This is a genomic window from Streptomyces sp. NPDC001606 (genome assembly GCF_053596835.1).
In genome coordinates this window covers 158,197-181,414 of record NZ_JBSFHC010000005.1, presented here as the reverse complement: position 1 = coordinate 181,414, position 23,218 = coordinate 158,197, and the positions used below count along the sequence as shown (strand labels likewise).

Here is a 23,218-nt window from a genome sequence, read left to right as displayed (position 1 = left end):
TGAGCACGGATGAGTGACAGCTGGGTCGGCGGTGACATCGGCGGGCTGCGCACGATGGCCGAGACGTACAAGAACGCCAAGGACAAGCTCGACGGCGTGGTCAGGCCGATCGGCAGCGCCGTCGACAAGCTGGTCGACGACGCGAGCTGGAAGGGCGAGGCGGCCGAGGCCTTCCGCGCCAAGTGGAGCGAGGACGCGCTGGCCGCCGGCGGCTTCGCCGAACTGGTGCACGCGGCCGGCGAGATCCTCCAGACGCTCGCCGACGCGCTGGCCACGTGCGAGGCGTCCCTTCAGAACTCGGAGGACATCGCGGCCCGCAAGGGGGTGCCGACGGGCCCTCGGGGCGCGCCGCTGCCGATGACGACGGCGAACCCGCCGACCGCGGACGACCGCAAGGCCGTCGCGGCGCTGAACGAGTACGCCACGGCACGCGACGAGATCCTGCACACCGCCCAGCACGCACGGCTGGTGGCGGCGAAGCAGTTGCAGGGGCTGTACGACAAGGTGACGTCGAAGGACGACTCGGTCTCCCCCGGGGACAAGGTCACCCTGTACGACGCGCTGCGCGGGCTGTACGCGTACGACGCCGAGGACGCCCGGGCGGGCGGTATCGAGGCCCGCAAGCACATCGACGCGGCGAGGGCGGAGGCGCAGGCCGCGAAGAAGCAACTCCGCGCCGAGCGCAGGGTGTTCCAGCAGCAGGGCCGCCGACTGCCCGACGACCTGCCGGCCAAGAGCGCCTACCGCGACGCGGTCACCAAGGTGGACTCGCTGGAGCGGGACATCGCCCGCGCCGACAGCGGCAGCAGCAAGTTGCCGTACGACCGCGCCCTGAACGTCAAGCTGGCCGACGCCGCGGACGCGCTGCGCCTGGGCAAGGGGCTGGAGGCGCTGCCGGACGCCCTGAAGGAGCTGCCGGTGCTGGACGTGGCCGCGGCGGCCGCCTGCGGGCTGATCGAGGCCAAGGACGACCACGACAAGGGCTGGTCCTGGCAGCACTCCGTCGTCGTGGACGGCGGTGTCGCGCTCGGCGGACTGGCCGCCGGTGCGGCGATCACCGCGGCCCTGCCCGTCGAGGGTGCGGCCGCCGTCGCCGCGGTCGGGGTCGGCACGGTGATCGTCTCGACCTCGGTCCTCGACCACGCCTTCCACGAGCACTGGAGCGAGGACATTCACGACCACGGGGTGGTCGGCGGCGTGCTGACCGGCACCAAGCACGTCGCCGCGGAGACCGTCGACGACGGAAAGCGACTGGCGAAGGATGTCTGGCATGGCGTCACGAGTATCTTCTGAGGCCCCCGCCCCGGGGTTCTCCGTCCCCGTCCCCGCCCTGCCGAAGCTGGGCCGGACGTGGTACGAGCGCGGTACGCGCTACTGGCTGTGCCGGGCCCGTACGACGGTCTTCATCGTGTTCGCCATGGCCATGTTCTGCCTGTTCGCGCTGAGCCTGTACGCGGGGGTCCGGGACCTGCTGCCGGCCACCGCTCGGGTCGTGTGGGACGGGGTGCAGGCGGCGGCGTCCGCCGTGACCCTGGTGTGGGGCTGGGTGGCGCAGCGCCGGGGCCACCGCGCGGCGCTGGCGGACCCGCCCACCCCGGAGGAGACGCTCCGGGCCAAACGCGCCCACGACCGGCGCGTCCCGGGCCGGATCGCCCTGGGGCGCGGGCTGGTGCTGCTCGCCGCCCCCGTCATGCCGGCGTTCGCCGCGTACCTCGTGGGCTGGCTGGCCGCCTGGACGACCGTGCGCGAGTACCCCAGCGAGGTCGGCGCCCGCCGCTGGCTCGAGGCGCACTCCTCCCGGCCATGACCCCGCACCGCACCACGACCCCGCCCGCCGCTCCCGCGACCGTCCCGGCGCTGCCGGGCCTCGGGACCACCTGGTACCGGCGCGGGGCACGCTACTGGCTGCGCCGCGCCGGCGGCGCCGTCCTGCTGCTCACGGCCCTGGCCTTCTTCTGCTACGTCGCCCTGCGGCTGTATCTCGGCGTGCCGCGCAGCGACCTGCCGCCGCGGGTGCGCCGGGCGTGGGACGCCGTCCAGGCGGTCGCGTCCTGCGCGGCCCTGGTCCATGGCTGGGTCGGTCAGCGCCGCGCACTGCGGCGGCAGCGGCTGGCCCCGCCGGCGCCGGGCGAGGTCCGCGCGGCGAAGCGGGCGGCGACCGGCCGGGCCGGGAACTGGTCCCGGGCGGGTGTCGTCCCGCTGCTGCTCGCGGCGCCGGTCCTGCCCGCGTTCGCGGCCTGGTGCGCGGGCCGGCTCCTGGCCGCCCTCGCCGTCCGCGCGTACCCGAGCGAGATCGGCGCCCGTCGCCAACTGGAGGAACATAACGGGCCAATCAGTACGTCGTGAACGCGCTGCCGTGACCGCCCGCGCACACAGCGCGTTGGCACTTCCGCCCACAGGCGGTCGTGTGACACTGTCGTCCCCGTCCACCCCACGGACACCTTCCAACGCCCCCTCCCCCACGAGAAGTGCGCCGTGCGTTCTCTTCCTCTGCCGCTCGCCCTCACCGCGCGTCTGACGCCGGTCGCGGTCCTCGCCTGCGCCGGCTGGGCACTGTCGTCGGGCCCGGCCGCACCGCCCTCCGCCGCGCAAGCGCAGGGCCGGCCGGCGCCCGCCGCGACCTCCGCCGGGGCCCCGGCGTCCAGCGCGGCGGCGAAGGCGAAGGCGTACGACACCGCGCCCGCGCCGTGCACCAGCCTGCCCGCCGCCCTGGTCACGTCTCTGGTGCCCGGCGCGAAGACGGCCGGCAAGGAGATCCCGTCGACCGACCCCCAGCTGCGCCGCACCTGCTCCTGGAACGCGCTGGACGGCTACGACTACCGCTGGCTGGACGTCTCCTTCGAGATCGGCGCCTCGGAGCAGGAGGCGCGGCAGGAGTACCAGCAGCGGGTGCAGGAGAAGAGCGGCGGCGGGACCGTACCGGGCCTCGGGGACAGCGCGTACTCGATCGTGGACCTCACCACGGAGGACAAGCAGCAGACCCGGGAGGGCGTGGTGATGGTCCGGATCTCCAACGCGCTGGTGATCATCACCTACAGCGGCAGCGACTTCGAGACCAAGAAGGCCCCGAGCACGGACGTGATCAACACCGGGGCGATCAAGGCGGCCCGGGCCGCGGTCGGCGCCCTGACCCGCTGACCCGCTGACCGCCCGCCGGCGCTCGGGGTTCGGCCGCTCCCGCGCGGGGCACTCGGCGCTGACGAGACGGCGGGCCGGGCCCCGGCGAACTCCCCGGCGTAGAAGTGAGGGTCCTCGCGGACCAGCGCGGACCGATGGCTGCGACGGAAGTCTTCGTCACCCAGCCAGGGCGGCAGCTCGCCCGCGGCGGCGAGCGCGGGCTGCCGCGCACGCGGGCGCCCGCCCGCCCGACGGCGAACCCCGCGACCAGCGAGGCGGCGCAGCCGTCATGGTGGCCCTGCCCCCGCCGGACCCGGCAGATCTCCAGGCCGTACCGGACCAGCGCCTCCTCGTACCCGGCCCCCATGCGTACCGCGGTATACCGGCGCCAGCCGTAGCCCGGCACGGTCAGACCGCCCAGCACCTGGAGCCCTATGTGTGGCCGGCGTCGGACCGGGACGCGGGCGCGGCCGGTGCGGTGTCGTCCTGACCGTCCGGCCGGCCGCGGCCGGTGAGCAGGGTCAGTCCCAGGTACAGCACCAGGGAGGTGCAGAGGCCGACCGCCCAGCCGTAGTCGGCGAGGGCGGACAGGGCGGGGATGGGGCGGCCGTCGATCAGGGGCTTGAAGCTGGCCCCGCCGACGGCGAGGACACCGCCCGCCAGGAAGGCAGCGACCGCCCGCCAGTTCCAGCCGCCCGCGTACCAGTAGCGGCCGCCCGCGCGGTACAGGTCGGCGAGGTCGAGCCGGGTGCGGCGCAGGATCCAGTAGTCGGCGACGAGGATGCCCGCGACGGTGCCGAGCAGACCGCCGACCAGACCGAGCCAGGTGAAGATGTAGCCCTGCGGGTCGGAGTACAGCTTCCAGGGCAGGATCAGCACGGCGAGTACGGCGGTGATCAGCGCTCCGGCGCGGAAACCGACCTTCCTGGGCGCCATGTTGGAGAAGTCGAAGGCCGGGGAGACCAGGTTCGCCGCGATGTTCACCGAGAGGGTGGCGACCAGCACCGTGACCAGGGCGTAGAGCAGGCCCACCGCGTTGTCGGTCTTCGCGGCGAGCTGCACCGGGTCCCAGACCGGTGTGCCGTAGACGGCCTGGGAGCCGGAGGTGACCAGCACGGAGAGGAAGGCGAACAGGGTCATCGTGGTGGGCAGGCCCAGCGCCTGGCCCCAGGTCTGGGCGCGCTGGCTGCGGCCGTAGCGGGTGAAGTCGGGGATGTTCAGGGACAGCGTCGACCAGAAGCCGATCATGCCCATGAGGGAGGGCGCGAACAGTTTCCAGAAGTCCTTGCCCCAGCCGAGCTTCGACGGCTGGTCGAACAGCGGGCCGACGCCGCCCGCCTTCTCGCTCATCCACCACAGCATCACGAGCGCGCCGACGAGGACGAACGGCGCGGCCCAGTTCTCGAAGCGGCGGATGGTCTCCATGCCCCGGTAGATGATGGCGACCTGGAGCGCCCAGAAGAGCGCGAAGGACAGCCACATGGTCCAGGGGTGGCCGCCGAGGTGCGTCGCGTTCGCCCAGCTGTCGCCGATCAGTTTGCCGGCGAGGAAGTAGATGGCCTCGCCGCCGATCCAGGTCTGGATGCCGAACCAGCCGCATGCCACCAAGGCCCGTACCAGCGCGGGCAGGTTGGCGCCGCGCACTCCGAAGGAGGCGCGGGCGAAGACCGGGAACGGGATGCCGTACTTGGGGCCGGCGTGCCCGGTCAGCAGCATCGGCACCAGCACGACCAGGTTGGCGAGGGCGATGGTGAACACGGCCTGTCTCCAGTCCATACCCACCGCGATCAGCCCGGAGGCGAGGGTCCAGGAGGCGGTGTTGTGGGCCATGCCGACCCACAGCGCCGAGAAGTTGTACGTCGTCCAGGTGCGCTTCGCCACCGGGACCGGGAGCAGGTCCTCGTTGGCGTACGGGCCGCTGGGCGGCGGGGTGCCAGGAGCGAGTTCCACGCGCCCGTCGGGGAGGGTGACCTGGCCGGGTGCGGATATGGCCGGGGGGACGGTGTCGGTCATGGGCTGGCCAATCGGGGAGGTGGGACGAGAGAGGCCGTGCGGGCACCAGCCCCCTCCCCGGGGACGGCGGGGAGGGGAGACCATGAGGCGAGGGGCGTGGGGGGTCGAACGCGCCGCCGCGGATCAGGAGTTGACGGCGGGGATCACCTGGGAGCCGTAGGCGTCGATGGTGGCCTCCTGCGCGTCGTGCATGTCGTACACGGCGAACTGGTCGACGCCCAGCTCGCGCAGCCTGTTCAGTTTCTCGATGTGCCGCTCGGCCGGGCCGACGAGGCAGAACCGGTCCACGATCTCGTCCGGCACGAACGCGGTGTCCGGGTTGCCGCTGCGCCCGTGGTGGGCGTAGTCGTAGCCCTGGCGGGCCTTGATGTACTCGGTGAGCTCCTCGGGGACCTGGGCGGAGTGCTCGCCGTACTTGGCCACCAGGTCGGCCACATGGTTGCCGACCATGCCGCCGAACCAGCGGCACTGCTCCCGGGCGTGGGCGAGGGCCTCGGGCGAGTCGTCGGCGGTGACATAGGCGGGTGCGGCCACGCAGACGGTGACCTCGCCGGGGTCCCGGCCGGCCGCCGCGGCGGCGTCCTTGACCGCCTTCACCATGTACTCGGTGAGGTACAGGTCGGCCAGCTGGAGGATGAAGCCGTCGGCCTCCTCCCCCGCCATCTTCAGCGCCTTCGGGCCGTACGCGGCCATCCACACCGGGAGTTCGGCGCCCGGCCCGATCCACGGGAAGCGGATCTTCGTGCCGCCCAGGTCGGCCTCCTCGCCGCGGCCGAGGGCGCGGATCACCTTCATGGCCTCGCTGATCCGGGCGAGCGTGTTGGGCTTGCGGCCCGCGACCCGCATCGCGGAGTCGCCCCGGCCGATGCCGCAGACGGTGCGGTTGCCGAACATGTCGTTGAGGGTGGCGAAGGTGGAGGCGGTGACCTCCCAGGTGCGGGTGCCCGGGTTGGTGACCATCGGGCCGACCTTCAGCCTCTCCGTGTTCGCCAGGATCTGACTGTAGATCACGAACGGTTCCTGCCAGAGCACCGCCGAGTCGAAGGTCCAGCCGTAGGTGAAGCCGTTGCGCTCGGCGCGCTTCATCAGGCTGACGACCCGGGAGGCCGGCGGATCGGTCTGAAGGACGAGTCCGAAGTCCATGGGCGCCTCTCCTAGTTGAGGTACTGACAGGTGGAGCGCGGGGTGAAGGCACCGTGTCCGGCGTGCCCGGTGTACTCCCGCTGGTCGATGACGAGTTCGCCGCGCGAGAGCACGGTCTCCACCCGGCCGGTGGTGCGCCTGCCCTCGTACGCCGAGTAGTCCACGTTCATGTGGTGGGTCTGCGCGGACATGACCTGCTCGGTGTGCGGGTCGTAGATCACGATGTCGGCGTCGGCGCCCGGGGCGATGGTGCCCTTCTTCGGGTACAGACCGAACATCCGGGCCGGGGTGGCGCAGGCGATCTCGATCCAGCGGCGGCGGGAGATGTGCCCGTCGACCACGGCCTGGTGGAGCAGGTCCATGCGGTTCTCCACGCCCGGCAGCCCGTTGGGGATCTTGGAGAAGTCGCCGCGGCCCAGGTCCTTCTGGCCGGTGAAGCAGAAGGGGCAGTGGTCGGTGGAGACCACCTGGAGGTCGTTGGTGCGCAACCCCTGCCACAGTCTGGCCTGGTGCTCCTTGGGCCGCAGCGGGGTCGAGCAGACGTACTTGGCGCCCTCGAAACCGGGTTCGGCGAGGTTGTCGGTGGACAGGAAGAGGTACTGCGGGCAGGTCTCGCCGAAGACGTTCAGTCCGTCGTCGCGGGCGCGGGCCAGCTCGGCGACCGCCTCCATCGCCGAGACGTGCACCACGTAGAGCGGGGCGCCCGCGACCTGGGCGAGCCGGATGGCGCGGTGGGTTGCCTCGGCCTCCAGCAGGGCCTTGCGGACCTCGCCGTGGTAGCGCGGGTCGGTCTCGCCCCGGGCGAGGGCCTGCTCGACCAGGACGTCGATGGCGATGCCGTTCTCGGCGTGCATCATGATCAGTCCGCCGTTGTCGGCGGAGCGCTGCATGGCGCGCAGGATCTGGCCGTCGTCGCTGTAGAAGACACCGGGATACGCCATGAACTGCTTGAACGAGGTGACGCCCTCCTCGACCAGCAGATCCATCTCCTTGAGCGTCTCGTCGTTCACATCGGAGACGATCATGTGGAAGGCGTAGTCGATCGCGCAGTTGCCCTCGGCCTTGGCGTGCCAGGTGTCCAGGCCCTCGCGCAGGGTGCGGCCGACGGTCTGCACCGCGAAGTCCACGATGGTCGTCGTACCGCCCCAGGCGGCGGCGCGGGTGCCGGTCTCGAAGGTGTCGGAGGCGTAGGTGCCGCCGAACGGCAGCTCCATGTGGGTGTGGGCGTCGACACCGCCCGGGATGACGTACTTCCCGGTGGCGTCGAGGACGCGGTCGGCGGTGAACGCCGCGGCGGCGGGGGTGCCGGACGCCGCGAGGGCGGCGACGCGGCCGTCCTCGACCAGGACGTCGGCGTGGATCTCGTCCGAGGCGGTGATGACGAGACCACCGCGGATGACGGTACGGCTGCTCATGCTGCTCCCTCGGTCGGCTCGGCTGCGCTCAGGGCGCGGTCAGCGGCGTGTACGCTCCCGGCGCCCGGTCCCGGTAGAACTGCCAGCGGTCCCGGACCTCGCGGAGGGTGGCCAGGTCCAGGTCGCGGACGACCAGTTCGGTCTCCTTGTCGCTCGCCACCTCGCCGACGAACCGGGCCTCCGGGTCGACGAAGTAGGTGGTGCCGTAGAAGTCGTTGTCGCCCAGGTCCTCCACGCCGACCCGGTTGATCGCGCCGACGAAGTACTCGTTGGCGACGGCCGCCGCCGGCTGTTCCAGCTGCCAGAGGTAGCGGGACAGACCCCGCGAGGTCGCCGAGGGGTTGAAGACGATCTCGGCACCGGCGAGACCCAGGGCCCGCCAGCCCTCCGGGAAGTGGCGGTCGTAGCAGATGTAGACCCCGATCCTGCCCACGGCCGTGTCGAAGACGGGCCAGCCGCTGTTGCCGGGACGGAAGTAGAACTTCTCCCAGAACCCCTGCACCTGGGGGATGTGGGTCTTGCGGTACTTGCCGAGGTAGGAGCCGTCCGCGTCGATCACGGCGGCGGTGTTGTACAGGACGCCGGGCTGCTCCTCCTCGTACATCGGCAGCACCAGGACGATGCCCAGTTCGCGGGCGAGGCTCTGGAACCGCCGGACGGTCGGGCCGTCGGGGATCCGCTCGGCGTACTCGTAGAAGGCCTTGTCCTGCACCTGGCAGAAGTAGGGGCCGTAGAACAGCTCCTGGAAGCAGAGGACCTGGGCGCCCTGGGCGGCGGCGTCGCGGGCCGCCTGCTCGTGCACCTGGATCATGGATTCCTTGTCGCCGGTCCAGGCGGTCTGGAACAGCGCGGCACGGATCACTCGGCTCATCGGGACCTCCGGTAGCTCGGTGTGCCGTGAGCGTAGGAAGTCCGGGCGGGGCGTTCGACGGGCAGCGTGTCACGGGTGCGGGCCTGCCGCGTGTCACCGTGTCACGTGTTGGAAGGCCCATGTTTCACCGCCGTTTTCCCAGGTCGTTGCAGGTTTCACCGGTGTTGCGCAGCATGCTTTCAGCGGTGTTGCGCGTCATGCGCGAGCAGCGCGATGTGCACGGAGGCCGCCTGTTCGAAGTCGTCCAGGTCGACGCCGAGGCGGGCCTGTATCGCCTCCAGGCGGCGGTAGAGCGCGGGCCGGGAGACATGGTGGAGCTGGGCGGTGCGGGACTTGTTGCGGCCGGTGGCGAGGTAGGTCCGCAGCACGCCGAGGAGTTCCGGTTCGGCGTCGCCGAGCAGCCCGTCCAGCTCCCGTTCGGCGAAGGACTGCACCTGCGGGTCGTCGCGCAGCAGCCGGATCAGCCCGCGCAGATGGACGTCCTTGAGCCGGACCACGGCGGGCAGGTCGAGGGCGGCGGCGGAATCGGCGACGGCATCGGCGACATGCCGGGCCTCGCGCAGCCCTTCGGGCACGTCGTCCCAGCAGGTGCGGGCAGCGGCGGCGGCGACCACGGCGGACCCGGCCCCGGGGCCGCCGCGCCAGCGGGCCGCCAGATGCGCGGTGAGCGTCTCGGCGTGCTGGTCGCGGGCGAGGCTGAGCAGCACGGCGACGGCACCGCCGGCCAGCTCGGCGACGAGTCCGGGCAGCCCCAGCACCCGCAGCAGCCGGTCGAGTTCGGCCGGATCGGCGCCGGGGACGACGAGCGGGACGAAGGTGCGCCGGTTGACCGGCAGCCCGGCCGCCCGGGCCCTGGGCAGCAGCTGCCGGGCGGGTACGACCCCGGAGACGAGGTCGGTCAGCAGGCTCTGCGCGGACTGCTCCTCCCAGCTGTGCGCGGAGCCGCCGCCGAGCATGCGGTGCAGCACCAGCGCCTCGGCGGCCCGGTCGGCGAGCAGCCGTCCGGTCGCCGTCTCGCCCCGGTAGCCGCACAGCAGCAGCCGGCCCCAGCGCTCCCCGCGGCCGCCCAGCCCGGCGCTGATCCAGCCGGGGCCGGCGCCGGCCCCGGCCTGCCGGGCGATCCGCTCCCAGTCGCGCAGCACGTCGTCCACCGCGGACCGCTCCCCCGCGGTGGCGAGGACGCGGTGGGCGAGGTTGGTGACGACGACCGGACAGCCGCTGTGCCGGGCGACCTCGTCCAGCAGCCGCTGGAGCGGCGCGCCGGCCGTGATCAGTCCGGTGAGCGCGGTCCGTACCGTCTCCGAGAGGCTGACGGCGGCGAACTTCCGCCGTACCAGCCGGGACTGCACCTCCTCGGTCAGCTCCGCGAAGGGGAACGGCCGGTGGAGGACGACCAGGGGCAGCCCGCAGCGCTCGGCGGCCCGGCGCATCACCTCCGGCGGCGCCGGGAAGGCCCGTCCGAGGCCGAGCACCACGGCGGCGGCCTCCGCGCGGTGCAGGGACTGGATGTACTCGGCCTGCCGGGCCTCGTCACCGGCGAGGAGCACCCCGGTGGTGAGCACCATCTCGCCGCCGCTGAGCATCACCCCCACGTCGGCGGCCTCGGCGACGTGCACCCAGCGCACCGCCCGGTCGAGCCCCGCGGCGCCGGCCACCACCTCGGGCTCCCCGGCGAGCACCCGTTCCAGCGTGAGCACCTGGCGCACGGACAGGGCGGGTCCGGGGGACGGCTGGTGGCCGCTCGGGGGCTCCGAGAGGGTGGTCATGGCTGTGCACCTGCTCTTTCGTCTAGTACGTCCTGCGCAGCGCCTGTTCCAGAATCGTCGCCCCCTCCTCGGCCTCGGCGACGGTCAGCGACAGCGGTGGGGCGATGCGCAGCGCGCTGGTGTTGTGGCCACCGCCCTTGCCGATGAGCAGGCCGCCGTCCCGGCAGGCCTCCAGCACTGCGGCCGCCGCCCGCGGGTCGGGCTCGTCCGTGCCGGGCCGTACCAGCTCGACGCCGATCATCAGCCCGCGCCCGCGCACCTCGCGCACGCCGGGCAGCGGGGCGGCGATGGCCCGCAGCCGCTCGATGAGCAGCCCGCCGACGCGCCGGGCGTTGCCCTGGAGGTCGTGCTCCAGCAGATAGGTGAGGTTGGCGAGGGCGGCGGCCATGGTGATCTGGGTGCCGCCGAAGGTCGAGATGCTGTTGGCGTCGAGGCAGTTCATGATCTCGGCGCGGGCGATGACCCCGCCGACGGACATGCCGTTGCCGATGCCCTTGGCGAAGGTGACGATGTCGGGCGGGCCGCTGCGGGCGTGCGCCTGCCAGCCCCAGAAGTGCTCGCCGGTGCGGCCCCAGCCGGTCTGCACCTCGTCGGCGATCCACAGGATCCCGTGCTCGCTCAGCACCTCGCGGAAGGCCGCGTACAGTCCGTCGGGCGGGGAGGTGAAGCCGCCGACGCCCTGGACGGGCTCGGCGATCAGCGCGGCGGGCGGCCGGGTGTGGCCGAGCAGGTCCTTCAGGTCGGCGACGCAGGCGTCGATGAACGCCCGGTCGTCCAGCTCGGCGTACGGCCCCCGGGTGCGGACGCCACCGTGGACGTACAGCGTCTGGAGCGGGGACAGTGAAGTCGGGGACCAGCCGCGGTTGCCGGTGATGCCGACGGTGCTGAAGGAGCGGCCGTGGTAGCTGTTGCGCATCGCGAGGACGGTGTTGCTGCGCCGGTAGGCGGTGGCGAGCAGCAGGGCGGTGTCGTTGGCCTCGGTGCCGGAGGTGGTGAAGAAGACGCGGGCGTCGGGGATGCCGCTGACCTGGGCGATGCGCTCGGCGAGTTCGACCATCGGCCGGTTGAGGTAGAGGGTCGAGGAGTGCAGGATCCGGCCGGCCTGCTCGCCGACCGCCTTGGTGACCTCGGGCAGCGCGTGGGCGGTCATGGTGGTCAGGATGCCGCCGAAGAAGTCGAGGTACCGGTTCCCGGCGGAGTCCCACACATGACGGCCCTCGCCATGGGTGATCTCGATCGGGTCGTCGTAGTAGAGGGCGAGCCAGTCGGGCAGTACCCGGCGGTGACGGGAGTAGAGGTCGTTCACGGCTGTACCAGCCCTTCGTAGGCGTCGGGGCGGCGGTCGCGGTAGAAAGCCCACTGCTGCCGCACTTCCTCGATGAGGCCGAAGTCGAGGTCGCGGACGAGGAGTTCCTCGCTCTTGTCGCCGGCGACGTCGCCGACGAACTGTCCGCGCGGGTCGACGAAGTAGCTCGTGCCGTAGAAGTCGTTGTCGCCGTACTCCTCCTGGCCCACCCGGTTGATGGCGGCGACGAAGTACTCGTTGGCGACGGCCGCGGCGGGCTGCTCCAGCTGCCACAGGTGCGCGGACAGACCACGGTGGGTGGCGGAGGGGTTGTAGACCAACTGGGCGCCGTTGAGTCCCAGTTGCCGCCAGCCCTCCGGGAAGTGCCGGTCGTAGCAGATGTAGACGCCGACCTTGCCGACGGCCGTGTCGAAGACCGGCCAGCCGAGGTTGCCGGGCCGGAAGTAGTACTTCTCCCAGAAGCCCTTGACCTGCGGGATGTGGTGCTTGCGGTACTTGCCGAGGTAGCGGCCGTCGGCGTCGATGACCGCGGCGGTGTTGTAGTAGAACCCGGACTGCTCGACCTCGAAGACCGGTACGACGATCACCATGCCGGTCTCGCGCGCGAGGTCCCGCATCCGGCGGACGGTCGGCCCGTCGGGCACCGGCTCGGCCCAGCGGTAGTGCTCGGGCTGCTGCACCTGGCAGAAGTAGGGGGAGTTGAAGACTTCCTGGAACCCGATGATCTTCGCGCCCCGGCGGGCCGCCTCGCGGGCGTGCTCCTCGTGTTTCGCCACCATGGACTCGGTGTCGCCGGTCCAGGTGGCCTGGACCAGTGCGGCTCGTACGACGTGGGCCATGAGCTGCTCCTTCGACGGGACGTCAGAGCCTCTACGCACGTAGAAACGCCCGTAGAGGGACGAACGTAAGCCTCCGGACGGTCCTTGCCAAGACCATCGTCGTCAACCCGCTGGGTCGATCTCGTTTCACACTCCTGCGGGTGACCGTACGCCCCCGCGGCGGGGTCGTAACCGGGGCAGACCGGGACGACACCACCGCACTCCGGTCACGGGGTGTGTCCGGCGACGCGCAGGGCGTGCACGAGGTCCCAGTGCCGCTCCTCGGAGACGGCCCGCGCGGCCTGGAGCAGCAGCGGCACGAGCCGGCGCGGGTCCGCGGCGACGCTGCGGGCGGCCTCCTCCGGGGGGCGGACCCGGACGTAGGCGTCCAGCAGGGCCAGCACCTCGCGCCGCCGCCCGGCCTCCTCCAGATGCAGTACGGCCGCCCCTATCTCCGCCGCCGGGCGGGCCACGCCCTGCCGCAGCATCCGCTCCCCGTCGGCCTCCCACCCGGCACCGGCGAGCGCGTCGGCGACGGCGACCAGCCGCTCGGCGGGCAGCGCGGCGGCCTCCCACAGCAGGGTGGCCCAGTCGGCGCCGAGACCGGCGTGCCGCAGGGCGTCCGCGAGCAGCGGGAACCGGCCGGCGGGCCACTGCGCGGCCTCCACCAGTAAGACATGGGCCTCCCCGCTGCGTCCCTCGTCCCGGAGCCGCGCGAGCAGCAGCACGGTTGCGGCGACGGCCTCGTGCGCCCCGGCGTCCACCGGCTCCACGGACACCGGTTCAGCCGGCTCAGCCGGCTCAGCCGGCTCGGCGACCCCCGCGAACCGGGCCCCCCGCGGCGTACGCCCGCCGTCCGCCGGCCCCCCGGCCCGCGGCACGACCACCGGCTGGTCCTCCCCCTCCCCCACCCCGGCGAACCGGGCACTGCCCCGCCGGCGCTTCCGCCCCTTCCCGCCCGGCGCGGCCTCCGGCGCGGGAGCGCCTGCCGTCCGGCCGGCAAGGACACCGGGGGCTGCGAGCGACGTGGAGGACGGGGATCCGGGCGAGTCGGGTCCGAGCGGCAGGGCGGACGCGGGCGGCTGAAGGCGGGAAACCTGGGACGCGGCAGCCGGGACCACCCGAGAATCCGCCACCACGCCGGCCAGCTCGCGGCGGTCCACCTGGGCGAGGCGGGCGCGGAGTTCCGCGCAGCGGGCGGTGGCGCGGGTGTGGTCGTCATGGGCCCAGGCGAGGTCCTGACGGAGGGACTCGGCCTCTTCCGCGGAGTTCGCCGTGGACAGCAGGCGGCTCAGGACGGCCTGGCGTTCGGCGGCGTACCGCTGTTCCCGGAGCATGACGTCGAGGCGGTCGGCGAGGGCGTCCCGGGCGCCGGGCCGGGCGTCGTACGCGTCGAGCGCGGCGGCGTGCAGCGCGCGGGCCCGCTCCCCCTCGGCCGCGGCGACGGCGGCGCCGTACCTCAGGCCCAGGTCCTGGAGCAGCGCCTCCACCACGTCCCACGGCGGCATCTCGCGGCCGTCGAGGCAGGCCTGCATGCCCTCGGGGTCGCGCTGCCAGAAGACCGCGTTCCAGCCCCCGGACCGGTCGAGGCGCGCCACGAGGGCGTCCAGGTAGCTCACGAACTCCCGCACCTTCGCGGGGAGTTGATCCACAGCCATCGCCCAGCTCCCGCCCGACCGCCAGCACTCCGCTCGGTAGGCAACACCAGTTGTGTTACGGCCTTGCTACGCAGAGTTTTCCGGCAGCGAGCGGACCCCTCATCACGAGGTGCCGACGGCTGCGCGTCAGACGCCCACCAGGGCACAGCGGGCGATCAGTTCGTCCATGGACAGCCCGAGCACCCGGGCCAGCGCGGCCACGGTGAAGAACGCCGGCGTGGGCGCCCGCCCCGTCTCGATCTTGCGCAGCGTCTCGGCGGAGACACCGGCCGCGGCGGCGATCTCGGCCATGCTCCGCCCGCCGCGCGCCTCGCGCAGCAGCAGCCCGAGCCGCTCACCGCGTTCGCGCTCTTCGGGAGTGAGAGGGGTGCGCACCATGAGCCCGATTCTAATACCGGCCACCCCCGCCACTCCGCGTTGCCCCCATTCAAATACCGGTATATTAATTGGCATGGTGGAGCTGAAGACAGACGCATCGATCGACGCGATGCACGCCGCGGGCCAGGTCGTCGCCCGCGCCCTGACGGCCGTACGGAAGGCCGCGGCCGTCGGCGTGTCCCTGCTGGAGCTGGACGAGGTCGCACGGGAGGTGCTGCGCGAGGCCGGGGCGTCCTCCCCCTTCCTCGGCTACCGGCCCTCCTTCGCGCCGACCCCCTTCCCCGCGGTGATCTGCGCCTCGGTGAACGACGCGATCGTGCACGGCATCCCCACCCGGTACCGGCTCCGCGACGGCGATCTGCTCTCCGTCGACTGCGGCGCCGAGCTGGACGGCTGGGTGGGCGACTCGGCGCTCAGCCTCGTCGTGGGCCGTCCGCGCCCGGCGGACCTGCGCCTGGTCGAGGCGGCCGAGCAGGCGCTCGCGGCCGGCATCGAGGCGGCCGTCGTGGGCAACCGCATCGGCGACATCGCGCACGCGGTCGGCCGGGTCTGCCGCAGCGCCGGTTACGGCATCCCGCAGGGCTTCGGCGGCCATGGCATCGGCCGCCGGATGCACGAGGAACCCGACGTCCCGAACGAGGGCCGCCCCGGCCGGGGCTTCCCCCTGCGCCCCGGAATGGTCCTGGCCATCGAGCCCATGCTGATCGCCGGCGGCAAGGACGCCTACTACGAGGCGGACGACGGCTGGACCCTGCGCACGGCCGACGGCTCCCGGGCGGCCCACGCGGAGCACACGGTGGCCGTCACCGAGTCGGGCCCCAGGGTCCTCACGGCGCGGACGGCTCCCTGAGGGGACCTACTCCCCGAGGGGACCGACTCCCACATGCCACCCCCCACGGATCATGTCATCGTGGGCATGAGCACCCCAGCCCCGGGTTACCCGGCGGAGCCAGCCCCTGCGAAGGAACGGAACGCCATGACCAACGGCTACCCTCCTGACCCCTTCGGTGAATTCCTGGCCCGCTTCTTCGGCGGAACCGGCGGAGCCCGGGGTACGCCGCGCCACATCGACATCGGCCGCCTGCTCAGCCAGCCGGCCCGGGAACTGGTCCGCGGAGCCGCCCTGTACGCCGCCGAACACGGCAGCCGGGACCTGGACACCCAGCATCTGCTGCGGGCGGCCGCGCAGAGCGAGCCCACCCGCTCGCTGCTGAGCCGCGCGGGCGCCGACCCCGACTCGCTGGCGACCGAGATCGACGACCGCGCCGGGCCGGTGCTGCATCCGCCGGGCGAGGTGCCGCCGCCGACCTCGCTGTCGCTGACCCCCGCCGTCAAGCGGGCCCTGCTGGACGCGCACGACATGGCGCGGGCGAGCGGCGCCGGGTACATCGGTCCCGAGCATGTGCTGAGCGCGCTCGCCGCCAACCCGGACTCGGCCGCCGGGCACATCCTGAACGCGGCCCGCTTCTCGGCGGGCGCGCTGCCGCCCGAGGCCCCGGAGAGCACCCAGCCGCGCACCGAGCGGCAGCGGGCCACCGGCACGCCCACCCTGGACAAGTACGGCCGCGATCTGACCGACCTCGCCCGGGAGGGCCGGATCGATCCGGTGATCGGCCGGGACAACGAGATCGAGCAGACCATCGAGGTGCTGTCCCGGCGCGGCAAGAACAACCCCGTCCTGATCGGGGACGCCGGGGTCGGCAAGACGGCCGTCGTGGAGGGGCTCGCGCAGCGCATCGCCGACGGGGACGTACCGGATGTGCTGGCCGCCCGCCGTGTCGTCGCCCTGGACCTGACCGGCGTCGTCGCCGGCACCCGCTACCGCGGGGACTTCGAGGAGCGGCTGAACAACATCGTGGAGGAGATCCGCGCCAACTCCGGCCGGCTGATCGTGTTCATCGACGAGCTGCACACCGTCGTGGGCGCGGGCTCCGGCGGCGAGGGCGGTGCGATGGACGCCGGCAACATCCTCAAGCCCGCGCTGGCCCGGGGCGAGCTGCACATCGTGGGCGCAACCACGCTGGAGGAGTTCCGCCGGATCGAGAAGGACGCGGCGCTGGCGCGCCGGTTCCAGCCGATCCTGGTGCCGGAGCCGACGACCGAGGACACCATCGAGATCCTGCGCGGCCTGCGCGACCGGTACGAGGCCCACCACCAGGTCCGCTACACCGACGAGGCGCTGACCGCCGCCGTGGAGCTGTCCGACCGGTATCTCACCGACCGGCGGCTGCCGGACAAGGCGATCGACCTGATCGACCAGGCGGGCGCCCGGGTGCGGCTCGGCGCGCGCACCAAGGGCACGGACGTACGCGCGATGGAGCGCGAGGTGGAGCAGCTGGCCCGGGACAAGGACCAGGCGGTCGCGGACGAGGACTACGAGCAGGCCAAGCAGCTGCGCGACCGGATCGGCGAGCTGAGGCAGCGGATCGAGGAGGCCAGTGGCGGCGACCGGGCCGACGAGGGGCAGGACCTGGAGGTGACGGCGGAGGCCGTCGCCGAGGTGGTGTCCCGGCTGACCGGCATCCCGGTCAGCCGGCTCACCGAGGAGGAGAAGGAGCGGCTGCTGGGCCTGGAGGAGCATCTGCACCAGCGGGTGGTCGGCCAGGAGGAGGCCGTCGCCGTGGTCGCCGAGGCCGTACTGCGCTCCCGTGCCGGGCTCGCGAGCCCCCGGCGGCCCATCGGCAGCTTCCTGTTCCTCGGCCCCACCGGTGTCGGCAAGACCGAGCTGGCCCGCGCCCTCGCCGAGGCGCTGTTCGGCAGCGAGGACCGGATGGTCCGCCTCGACATGAGCGAGTACCAGGAGCGGCACACCGTCTCCCGGCTGGTCGGCGCCCCGCCCGGGTACGTCGGCCACGAGGAGGCCGGGCAGCTCACCGAGGTGGTGCGCCGGCACCCGTACTCGCTGCTGCTCCTGGACGAGGTGGAGAAGGCGCACCCGGACGTCTTCAACATCCTGCTCCAGGTGCTGGACGACGGCCGGCTGACCGACTCCCAGGGCCGCACGGTGGACTTCACCAACACGGTCATCGTGATGACCAGCAACCTGGGGTCCGAGGTGATCACCCGGCGGGGCGCCGGGATCGGGTTCGGGCCGGGCGGCGCGGACGCCGACGAGGAGGCGCGGCGGGAGCAGATCCTGCGCCCGCTGCGGGAGCACTTCCGGCCGGAGTTCCTCAACCGCATCGACGAGATCGTCGTCTTCCGGCAGCTGACGGGCGAGCAGCTGCGGCAGATCACGGATCTGCTGCTGAACGGCACCCGGCGGCTGCTGGAGGGGCAGGGTGTCACGGTCGGGTTCACGGACGCGGCCGTCGACTGGCTCGCCGAGCGCGGCTACCAGCCGGAGTACGGCGCCCGGCCGCTGCGCCGCACCATCCAGCGGGAGGTGGACAACCGGCTGTCCCGGCTGCTGCTGGACGGCACCATCAGCAAGGACAGCCGGGTCACGGTCGACGTCAGGGACGGACGGCTGGACTTCCGCACCGAGGCCCCGCGGCAGACCCCGCCCGAGGAAGCCCGGCCGCCGGCACCCGAGCTGTGAGCGTCAGGGCGCCGGCACGCGATAGGTGAGCGTCAGGGTGCCGGGTCCACCACCATCGCCGAGCCGCCGCCACGCCGTACCTTCTCGGCGGCGGCGAGCCACTTGCCGCCCGGCAGCCGCTGCACGCCGGTCGCCGCGCCGATCTCGGGGTTGAGCGAGAAGGAGTGCCCGATGGCCTCCAGCTGGGTGCGCAGAGCGGAGTCGTAGAGGGCGGGTTCGAGTTCCGTCTTCGCCGCGTTGCGCTGGCTGGCGCGGGGCGCGGCGATCGCGTCGACGAGCGGCAGATGCCGGTCGAGGAACTCGGTGAGCGTCTGGAGCACGGTGGTGATGATGGTCGCCCCGCCGGGCGAACCGAGCGCCACGACGGGCTGGTTGTGCCGGTCCAGCACGATGGTCGGGGAGATCGAGGAGCGCGGCCGCTTGCCCGGCCCGGGCAGGTTCGGGTCGTGCACGGCCGGGTTGGCCGGGGCGAAGGAGAAGTCGGTCAGCTCGTTGTTGAGCAGGAAGCCCCGGCCGGGCACGGTGATGCCGCTGCCGCCGGTCTGCTCGATGGTGAGGGTGTAGGAGACGACGTTGCCCCACTTGTCGGCCACGGTGAGGTGGGTGGTGTTCTCCCCCTCGTAGGTCGTGGGGGCCGCCGTGCCGCCCTGGCCGCAGGCCGCCGGGCGGCGCGGGTCACCGGGGGCGAGGGGGCTGGTGAGCACCGCGTCGTCCTTGATCAGGCAGGCGCGGGAGTCGGCGTACCGCTGGGACAGCAGTTGCTTCGTGGGTACGTCCTCGAAGGCGGGGTCGCCGACCCAGCGGCCGCGGTCGGCGAACGCGATCCGGCTGGCCTCGATGAAGTGGTGGAGGTACTGCACCTCGCTCGCCCGGGAGAGGTCCGTCCTCTCCAGGATGTTGAGCGCCTCGCCGACCGTGGTGCCGCCCGAGGAGGACGGGGCGATGGAGTACACCTTCAGGCCCCGGTACGACACCTTCGTGGGCCTCTGGAGCTTGGCGCGGTAGGCGGCGAGGTCCTGCGCGGACAGCTTGCCGGGGCGGGCGTTCCAGCCGGAGCCGGGGTCCACCGGGGGGTGGTCGGCCGTGTTGACGATGTCCCGGCCGAGGTCGCCGTGGTAGATCGCGTCCACGCCCTTGTCGGCCAGTTCCTCGTAGGTCCGGGCCAGGTCGGGGTTCTTGAAGGTGGAGCCGACGGCGGGCAGCTGCCCGTTCGGCAGGAACAGCCTGGCGGTGTCGGGGAAGTAGCGGAACCGGGTCTCGTTGGCCGCGGTCTGCGCGCGGAAGGTGTCGTCCACGGTGAAGCCGTCACGGGCGATCCGCTCGGCGGGCTTCAGGACCGTACCGAGCTTCCGGCTGCCCCACGCGTCCAGCGCCGTCTGCCAGGTGGCGGGGGTGCCCGGGGTGCCGACGCTCAGCCCGGAGCTGACGGCGTCGGCGAAGGCGAGCGGCTTGCCGTTCTCCTTGAAGAGGTCGGCGTCGGCGGTGAGCGGCGCGGTCTCCCGGCCGTCGATGGTGTGCACCGTACGGGTGTTGGCGTCGTAGTAGACGAAGTAGCCGCCGCCTCCGATGCCGGACGAGTACGGCTCGGTGACGCCGAGCGCGGCGGCGGTGGCCACGGCCGCGTCGACGGCGTTGCCGCCGTGCCGGAGCACCTCGATGCCGGCGGCGGAGGCGTCCGGGTCGACGCTGGCGACCGCGCCGCCGTAACCGACGGCCACCGGAACCTTGGTGGCCGGTCCGCCCGTCGTCGCGGCGGGTGGCGCCGCCGCCCCCACCGACACCATGGCGGCCGAGACCGCCAGCACAGCCAGCTTCCGTCTCCCAGGACGACGCATCCGTACCTCCCGTCGGAACCGTCCGCGCAGCCTAGCGTTCCGGCGGGGCGCGGGGAACTACGCCACCGGCCGGTGCAGTTGTGGCGGAGCGCCTACCATGCCCGACCATGAACGACGACGTGCGCAACATCGTCCTGGGCCTGGTGGCGACCGGCATATCCGCCGCGCTGGGCTGGCTCGCCCGCACGGGTCTGTGGCGGCGCAGACTCCGGCGCAAGCAGGCGTTCTTCGGGATGCCGGACAACTCGGAGTCGCTGCTCGTGGTCAACCGGGACGCGGGCGGCCCGGAGCTGACGGTGACCCGGACCGACGTGTTCGCCCTGCTGGAGCTGGCCGCCCTGATAAAGGACTGCCATGCGCATGCCCGGGTGGTCGCACACGACGCCGCCCAGCAGGGATTCGGCGACCGCACGGAGTTCTGCCTTGGTGGTCCCTCGTCCAATCACCGTATGGCCGCCCACCTCTCGTCCCTGCTCCCGGGCGTGCGGGTGAACGTCGACGCCGAACCGGGCGAGGAGCGGGGCGCGTTCCGCATCGGCGGGGAGCAGTACCGCATGGAACGGGGCGTCGCCGAGTACGTGCTGCTCGCCAGGGTCACCGCGGAGGGGCAGGGAGGCTCGCGGCCGGTCTTCCTCTTCTGCGGCCAGCGGGCCATCACCAACCAGGCCGCCACCCGCTACCTCGCCCGCAACCACGAACGGCTGCACCGGAAGTACGGCACCGGCTCCTTCGTCCTTCTGCTGAAGGTGCTCAACTCCCACGCGTACGGCCCCGACGTGGTCGAACTGGTCGCCGATGTGACCCGGGCGGCGCGCACCCCGCTGCCGGAGCGGGCCCCCGCCGGGGCGGAATGAACCGTTCAACAATCTTTACCCGTACGTAACTTACTGACGGGTTACTTACGGTAAGCGATCGAGGTTACCGTCGGGTCACTTTGCACTGATCAAAGGATCAGCCGATCACGAGTGAAGGAGTGACCCATGGGAAGAGGTCGCACCGCGCTGCGTACCGCCGCCGGAGCCGTCTCCACCGCGCTGCTGGCCGGAGCCGTCGTCGGCCTGGCCCCGGCGGCCCAGGCCGTCGGCTCCGTCCGCTTCGTCGACATCACCGGCGACGGCGGCACGGTCCTGAAGGCGAACGTCGTCACCCCGGCGGGCGCCGACGGCAGCCACGACTACCCGCTCATCGTGCTGCCCACGAGCTGGAGCCTGCCGCAGGTGGAGTACCTGGCGCAGGCTCAGAAGCTCGCCGACTCCGGCTATGTGGTCCTCACCTACAACGTGCGCGGCTTCTGGCAGTCCGGCGGCGACATAGAAGTGGCCGGTCCGCCGGACGTGGCGGACGCGTCCAAGGTCATCGACTGGGCCCTGGCGCACACCCCGGCCGACCCGCGGCACATCGGCATGGCGGGGGTGTCGTACGGCGCCGGGATCAGCCTGCTGGCCGCCGCGCACGACCGGCGCATCAAGGCCGTGGCCGCGCTCAGCGGCTGGGCGGACCTGGTCGACTCGATCTACTCGGGCCGCACCCAGCACGTCGAGGCGCTGCACGTGCTGGACGGCCTGGCCACGCTCACCGGCCGGGAGAGCCCGGAGGTGCGGGAGATCTTCGACAACCTGTACTCCTCGAACCTCGCCGAGGAGCAGAAGATGACCGACTGGGGCAGACAGCGTTCCGCGCTGACCTACGTCGACCAGCTCAACCGCAACGGCGCCGCGGTCATGCTCGCCAACGCCTGGGGCGACACCATCTTCCCGGCCAACCAGTACGCCGGCTTCTACCAGAAGCTGACCGGCCCCAAGCGGCTCGAACTGCGCCCCGGCGACCATGCGACGGCCGAGCTGACCGGGCTGTTCGGACTGCCCAACGACGTGTGGACGGACACCGAGCGCTGGTTCGACCACTACCTCAAGGGCGCCGACAACGGCATCGACCACGAGCAGCCGGTCCAGCTGAAGTCCCGTAGCGCGGGGGGATACGAGGGCTACCCGGACTGGAAGTCGGTCGGCGCGACCCGCCGCAAGCTCGCGCTGGCGGGCACCACCACGATCCACGCGAACGTCGACTCGGGCGCGGACGGCGGAATCGTCTTCCTCTCCAGCATCCTGGACCAGATCGCACAGGTGCCGCCCATGGCCTCGATCCCGCTGCTGCCGCGGCGCTGGGCGGCCGTGTGGCAGTCCGAGCGGTACGGCACCGCCCAACAGGTGCGCGGCACCGCCACTCTGCACACCACGCTCACCCCGACCGCGGAGAGCGGCACCCTCGTCGCCTATCTGTACGACGTCGGCCCGCTCGGCTTCGGCAAGCTGGTCACGCACGCGCCCTACACCTGGCACGAGCGGACGCCCGGCACACCGTTCGACGTCGACCTGGACCTGTTCTCCACGGCCTACGACGTCCCCGCCGGACACCGCCTCGCGCTGGTGGTCGACACCGTCGACCCGTTGTACATCGAGCACAACCCGTCCGGCGCGCAGCTGACCTTCTCCTCGCCCTCGGACGACCCGTCGTACGTGTCCGTCCCCGTGCGCGAGCAGTGATCTCCGGCTGCCGCCGGACGAGCCTCGCCCGTGTGAACTGCCACCCCACCTAGGGCTTCGGGGCCATGGGGGGCTCCCCACCCGGCAGCAGCGCCCCGGGACCGGCCGCGACGAGAGCCACGGCCTGAGTCCTGGGGCTGCGCTGCTCACGGCGGGACACCCGGCCGGCGAACCACGAGAGCAGCATGCACATCCCGATGGAGATCGGCGAGATCACCATCACCACAGGGATGAACGGCAAATCGTAGTCGAGGTTGGACGCGATGCGTTTCCCGGCGTGGAGGAACTCCTCGTAGGAGACGAGAAAACCGGGCGAGGTGTGGGCTGATGACGGCGGGCAATATGGCGACGCCATCACCCCCTGGTGGGGCGGGAGGAGTTCAGCTCTCGGCGATCTCCGCGTACCGCTGGGACAGCTCCGGGACACCGCTCGCCGCCCACTCCTGGCCGGCGGCCACGACCTCCACCTCGCGGCCGGAGGCGAGTCGTACGACGGGCTCGCCGTGGGGGCGGATCACCCAGGCCGCGCCGGGCACGGTGCGCACCACGACCGTGCCGAGGTAGAGCCCGGCGTCATGGGCCAGCCCGGGCAGGGTCTCGGCGTCGTCGCGCCAGCGCGGGACCAGCTGGTCCAGTGCCTCCAGGGAGGCCGGGGTGTCGTCCAGGCGGACGCCGGCCCGGGCCGCCTGCGAGCGCAGCAGCTCGCACTCCGACAGCAGCGCGGCGACGGCCTCGGGGTCCGCCGGGGGTGCCGCGTCACCGTGCTTCTTGTGCCGGGGGCCCAGGAACGGAAGGTTCATGGGTTCCAGCGTCG

19 protein-coding genes and 2 pseudogenes are annotated in these 23,218 nt (G+C 72.5%); 8 read left to right on the top strand and 13 right to left on the bottom strand.

The annotated features are described in order from the left end of the window. The first annotated feature begins 9 nt into the window (after window positions 1-9). From ACWCV9_RS12425 to ACWCV9_RS12410, 4 genes are all read left to right on the top strand, one after another. Window positions 10-1,293 (top strand): WXG100 family type VII secretion target, encoded by a 1,284-nt coding sequence (locus ACWCV9_RS12425; RefSeq protein WP_450785975.1) that lies wholly within the window; start codon window positions 10-12, stop codon window positions 1,291-1,293. Beyond that, a complete protein-coding gene (locus tag ACWCV9_RS12420; RefSeq protein ID WP_450785973.1) occupies window positions 1,271-1,807 on the top strand; it encodes a hypothetical protein in 537 nt (178 codons plus the stop codon). Before ACWCV9_RS12425 ends, ACWCV9_RS12420 begins: the two co-directional genes overlap by 23 nt. Beyond that, on the top strand, window positions 1,804-2,346 hold the full coding sequence (locus ACWCV9_RS12415; RefSeq protein ID WP_450785972.1) for a hypothetical protein: 543 nt from the start codon (window positions 1,804-1,806) through the stop codon (window positions 2,344-2,346). The genes ACWCV9_RS12420 and ACWCV9_RS12415 overlap by 4 nt, the downstream gene beginning before the upstream one ends. Window positions 2,347-2,475: 129 nt before the next feature. After that, window positions 2,476-3,138, top strand: a complete 663-nt coding sequence (locus ACWCV9_RS12410; RefSeq protein WP_450785971.1) for a hypothetical protein — start codon at window positions 2,476-2,478, stop codon at window positions 3,136-3,138. Window positions 3,139-3,218: 80 nt separating this feature from the next. Here ACWCV9_RS12410 and ACWCV9_RS12405 read toward each other — a convergent pair. The 10 genes and pseudogenes from ACWCV9_RS12405 to ACWCV9_RS12360 all read right to left on the bottom strand — a co-directional run. Beyond that, a pseudogene (locus ACWCV9_RS12405) lies at window positions 3,219-3,601 on the bottom strand (MSMEG_6728 family protein); the annotation flags it as partial. After that, window positions 3,550-5,130 carry an NCS1 family nucleobase:cation symporter-1 gene (locus ACWCV9_RS12400; protein ID WP_450785970.1) on the bottom strand — a complete coding sequence of 527 codons (1,581 nt, stop codon included), beginning with the start codon at window positions 5,128-5,130 and terminating at the stop codon, window positions 3,550-3,552. The pseudogene ACWCV9_RS12405 and the gene ACWCV9_RS12400, both read right to left, overlap by 52 nt. A gap of 123 nt (window positions 5,131-5,253) precedes the next feature. Next, window positions 5,254-6,273 (bottom strand): TIGR03842 family LLM class F420-dependent oxidoreductase, encoded by a 1,020-nt coding sequence (locus ACWCV9_RS12395; protein WP_450785969.1) that lies wholly within the window; start codon window positions 6,271-6,273, stop codon window positions 5,254-5,256. Window positions 6,274-6,284: 11 nt separating this feature from the next. Then, complete coding sequence (gene hydA / locus ACWCV9_RS12390) at window positions 6,285-7,688, bottom strand: dihydropyrimidinase (protein WP_450785967.1); 1,404 nt, start codon at window positions 7,686-7,688, stop codon at window positions 6,285-6,287. A 28-nt stretch (window positions 7,689-7,716) separates the two neighbouring features. Then, window positions 7,717-8,559, bottom strand: coding sequence for a nitrilase-related carbon-nitrogen hydrolase (locus tag ACWCV9_RS12385; protein ID WP_450785965.1), 843 nt, complete (start codon window positions 8,557-8,559; stop codon window positions 7,717-7,719). 179 nt (window positions 8,560-8,738) lie between these two features. Continuing rightward, the gene (locus tag ACWCV9_RS12380; RefSeq protein WP_450785964.1) at window positions 8,739-10,325 is read right to left on the bottom strand and encodes a PucR family transcriptional regulator; all 1,587 of its coding nucleotides are present in this window, start codon (window positions 10,323-10,325) and stop codon (window positions 8,739-8,741) included. A gap of 22 nt (window positions 10,326-10,347) precedes the next feature. Further along, window positions 10,348-11,631: an aspartate aminotransferase family protein gene (locus ACWCV9_RS12375; protein WP_450785962.1), complete on the bottom strand. Its 1,284-nt coding sequence runs from the start codon at window positions 11,629-11,631 to the stop codon at window positions 10,348-10,350. Further along, a complete protein-coding gene (locus tag ACWCV9_RS12370; RefSeq protein WP_450785961.1) occupies window positions 11,628-12,470 on the bottom strand; it encodes a nitrilase-related carbon-nitrogen hydrolase in 843 nt (280 codons plus the stop codon). The genes ACWCV9_RS12375 and ACWCV9_RS12370 overlap by 4 nt, the downstream gene beginning before the upstream one ends. Window positions 12,471-12,676: 206 nt before the next feature. After that, a complete protein-coding gene (locus ACWCV9_RS12365; protein WP_450785959.1) occupies window positions 12,677-14,107 on the bottom strand; it encodes a hypothetical protein in 1,431 nt (476 codons plus the stop codon). A gap of 126 nt (window positions 14,108-14,233) precedes the next feature. After that, on the bottom strand, window positions 14,234-14,485 hold the full coding sequence (locus tag ACWCV9_RS12360; RefSeq protein WP_385842991.1) for a helix-turn-helix domain-containing protein: 252 nt from the start codon (window positions 14,483-14,485) through the stop codon (window positions 14,234-14,236). Between the two features lie 73 nt (window positions 14,486-14,558). Here ACWCV9_RS12360 and map point away from each other — a divergent pair, with 73 nt between their 5' ends. Further along, on the top strand, window positions 14,559-15,335 hold the full coding sequence (gene map / locus ACWCV9_RS12355) for a type I methionyl aminopeptidase (protein ID WP_450785957.1): 777 nt from the start codon (window positions 14,559-14,561) through the stop codon (window positions 15,333-15,335). 126 nt (window positions 15,336-15,461) lie between these two features. Beyond that, window positions 15,462-18,026 carry an ATP-dependent Clp protease ATP-binding subunit gene (locus tag ACWCV9_RS12350; protein WP_450785955.1) on the top strand — a complete coding sequence of 855 codons (2,565 nt, stop codon included), beginning with the start codon at window positions 15,462-15,464 and terminating at the stop codon, window positions 18,024-18,026. Between the two features lie 32 nt (window positions 18,027-18,058). On the opposite strand, the gene ggt is transcribed toward ACWCV9_RS12350, so the two are convergent. Next, window positions 18,059-19,861: a gamma-glutamyltransferase gene (gene ggt, locus ACWCV9_RS12345; protein ID WP_450785953.1), complete on the bottom strand. Its 1,803-nt coding sequence runs from the start codon at window positions 19,859-19,861 to the stop codon at window positions 18,059-18,061. A gap of 107 nt (window positions 19,862-19,968) precedes the next feature. Here ggt and ACWCV9_RS12340 point away from each other — a divergent pair, with 107 nt between their 5' ends. Then, complete coding sequence (locus tag ACWCV9_RS12340; RefSeq protein WP_450785952.1) at window positions 19,969-20,715, top strand: hypothetical protein; 747 nt, start codon at window positions 19,969-19,971, stop codon at window positions 20,713-20,715. A 126-nt stretch (window positions 20,716-20,841) separates the two neighbouring features. Beyond that, complete coding sequence (locus ACWCV9_RS12335; RefSeq protein ID WP_450785950.1) at window positions 20,842-22,404, top strand: alpha/beta fold hydrolase; 1,563 nt, start codon at window positions 20,842-20,844, stop codon at window positions 22,402-22,404. A 49-nt stretch (window positions 22,405-22,453) separates the two neighbouring features. On the opposite strand, the pseudogene ACWCV9_RS12330 reads toward ACWCV9_RS12335, so the two are convergent. Together ACWCV9_RS12330 and ACWCV9_RS12325 are read right to left on the bottom strand one after the other, a co-directional pair. Next, window positions 22,454-22,723, bottom strand: a pseudogene (locus tag ACWCV9_RS12330) (amino acid ABC transporter permease); the annotation flags it as partial. A 61-nt stretch (window positions 22,724-22,784) separates the two neighbouring features. Continuing rightward, window positions 22,785-23,204, bottom strand: coding sequence for a DUF6278 family protein (locus ACWCV9_RS12325; RefSeq protein ID WP_450785948.1), 420 nt, complete (start codon window positions 23,202-23,204; stop codon window positions 22,785-22,787). Between the last annotated feature and the right edge of the window lie 14 nt (window positions 23,205-23,218).

Excerpts from the sequence above, each read along its gene's own strand:
- map (WP_450785957.1), top strand. The coding sequence starts at position 14,559 with ATGGTGGAGCTGAAGACAGACGCATCGATCGACGCGATGCACGCCGCG.
- ACWCV9_RS12425 (WP_450785975.1), top strand. The coding sequence starts at position 10 with ATGAGTGACAGCTGGGTCGGCGGTGACATCGGCGGGCTGCGCACGATG.
- ggt (WP_450785953.1), bottom strand. The coding sequence starts at position 19,861 with ATGCGTCGTCCTGGGAGACGGAAGCTGGCTGTGCTGGCGGTCTCGGCC.
- ACWCV9_RS12385 (WP_450785965.1), bottom strand. The coding sequence starts at position 8,559 with ATGAGCCGAGTGATCCGTGCCGCGCTGTTCCAGACCGCCTGGACCGGC.
- ACWCV9_RS12365 (WP_450785959.1), bottom strand. The coding sequence starts at position 14,107 with ATGGCTGTGGATCAACTCCCCGCGAAGGTGCGGGAGTTCGTGAGCTAC.
- ACWCV9_RS12415 (WP_450785972.1), top strand. The coding sequence starts at position 1,804 with ATGACCCCGCACCGCACCACGACCCCGCCCGCCGCTCCCGCGACCGTC.
- hydA (WP_450785967.1), bottom strand. The coding sequence starts at position 7,688 with ATGAGCAGCCGTACCGTCATCCGCGGTGGTCTCGTCATCACCGCCTCG.
- ACWCV9_RS12420 (WP_450785973.1), top strand. The coding sequence starts at position 1,271 with ATGGCGTCACGAGTATCTTCTGAGGCCCCCGCCCCGGGGTTCTCCGTC.
- ACWCV9_RS12340 (WP_450785952.1), top strand. The coding sequence starts at position 19,969 with ATGAACGACGACGTGCGCAACATCGTCCTGGGCCTGGTGGCGACCGGC.
- ACWCV9_RS12380 (WP_450785964.1), bottom strand. The coding sequence starts at position 10,325 with ATGACCACCCTCTCGGAGCCCCCGAGCGGCCACCAGCCGTCCCCCGGA.
- ACWCV9_RS12350 (WP_450785955.1), top strand. The coding sequence starts at position 15,462 with ATGACCAACGGCTACCCTCCTGACCCCTTCGGTGAATTCCTGGCCCGC.
- ACWCV9_RS12370 (WP_450785961.1), bottom strand. The coding sequence starts at position 12,470 with ATGGCCCACGTCGTACGAGCCGCACTGGTCCAGGCCACCTGGACCGGC.
- ACWCV9_RS12400 (WP_450785970.1), bottom strand. The coding sequence starts at position 5,130 with ATGACCGACACCGTCCCCCCGGCCATATCCGCACCCGGCCAGGTCACC.
- ACWCV9_RS12335 (WP_450785950.1), top strand. The coding sequence starts at position 20,842 with ATGGGAAGAGGTCGCACCGCGCTGCGTACCGCCGCCGGAGCCGTCTCC.
- ACWCV9_RS12360 (WP_385842991.1), bottom strand. The coding sequence starts at position 14,485 with ATGGTGCGCACCCCTCTCACTCCCGAAGAGCGCGAACGCGGTGAGCGG.
- ACWCV9_RS12325 (WP_450785948.1), bottom strand. The coding sequence starts at position 23,204 with ATGAACCTTCCGTTCCTGGGCCCCCGGCACAAGAAGCACGGTGACGCG.
- ACWCV9_RS12395 (WP_450785969.1), bottom strand. The coding sequence starts at position 6,273 with ATGGACTTCGGACTCGTCCTTCAGACCGATCCGCCGGCCTCCCGGGTC.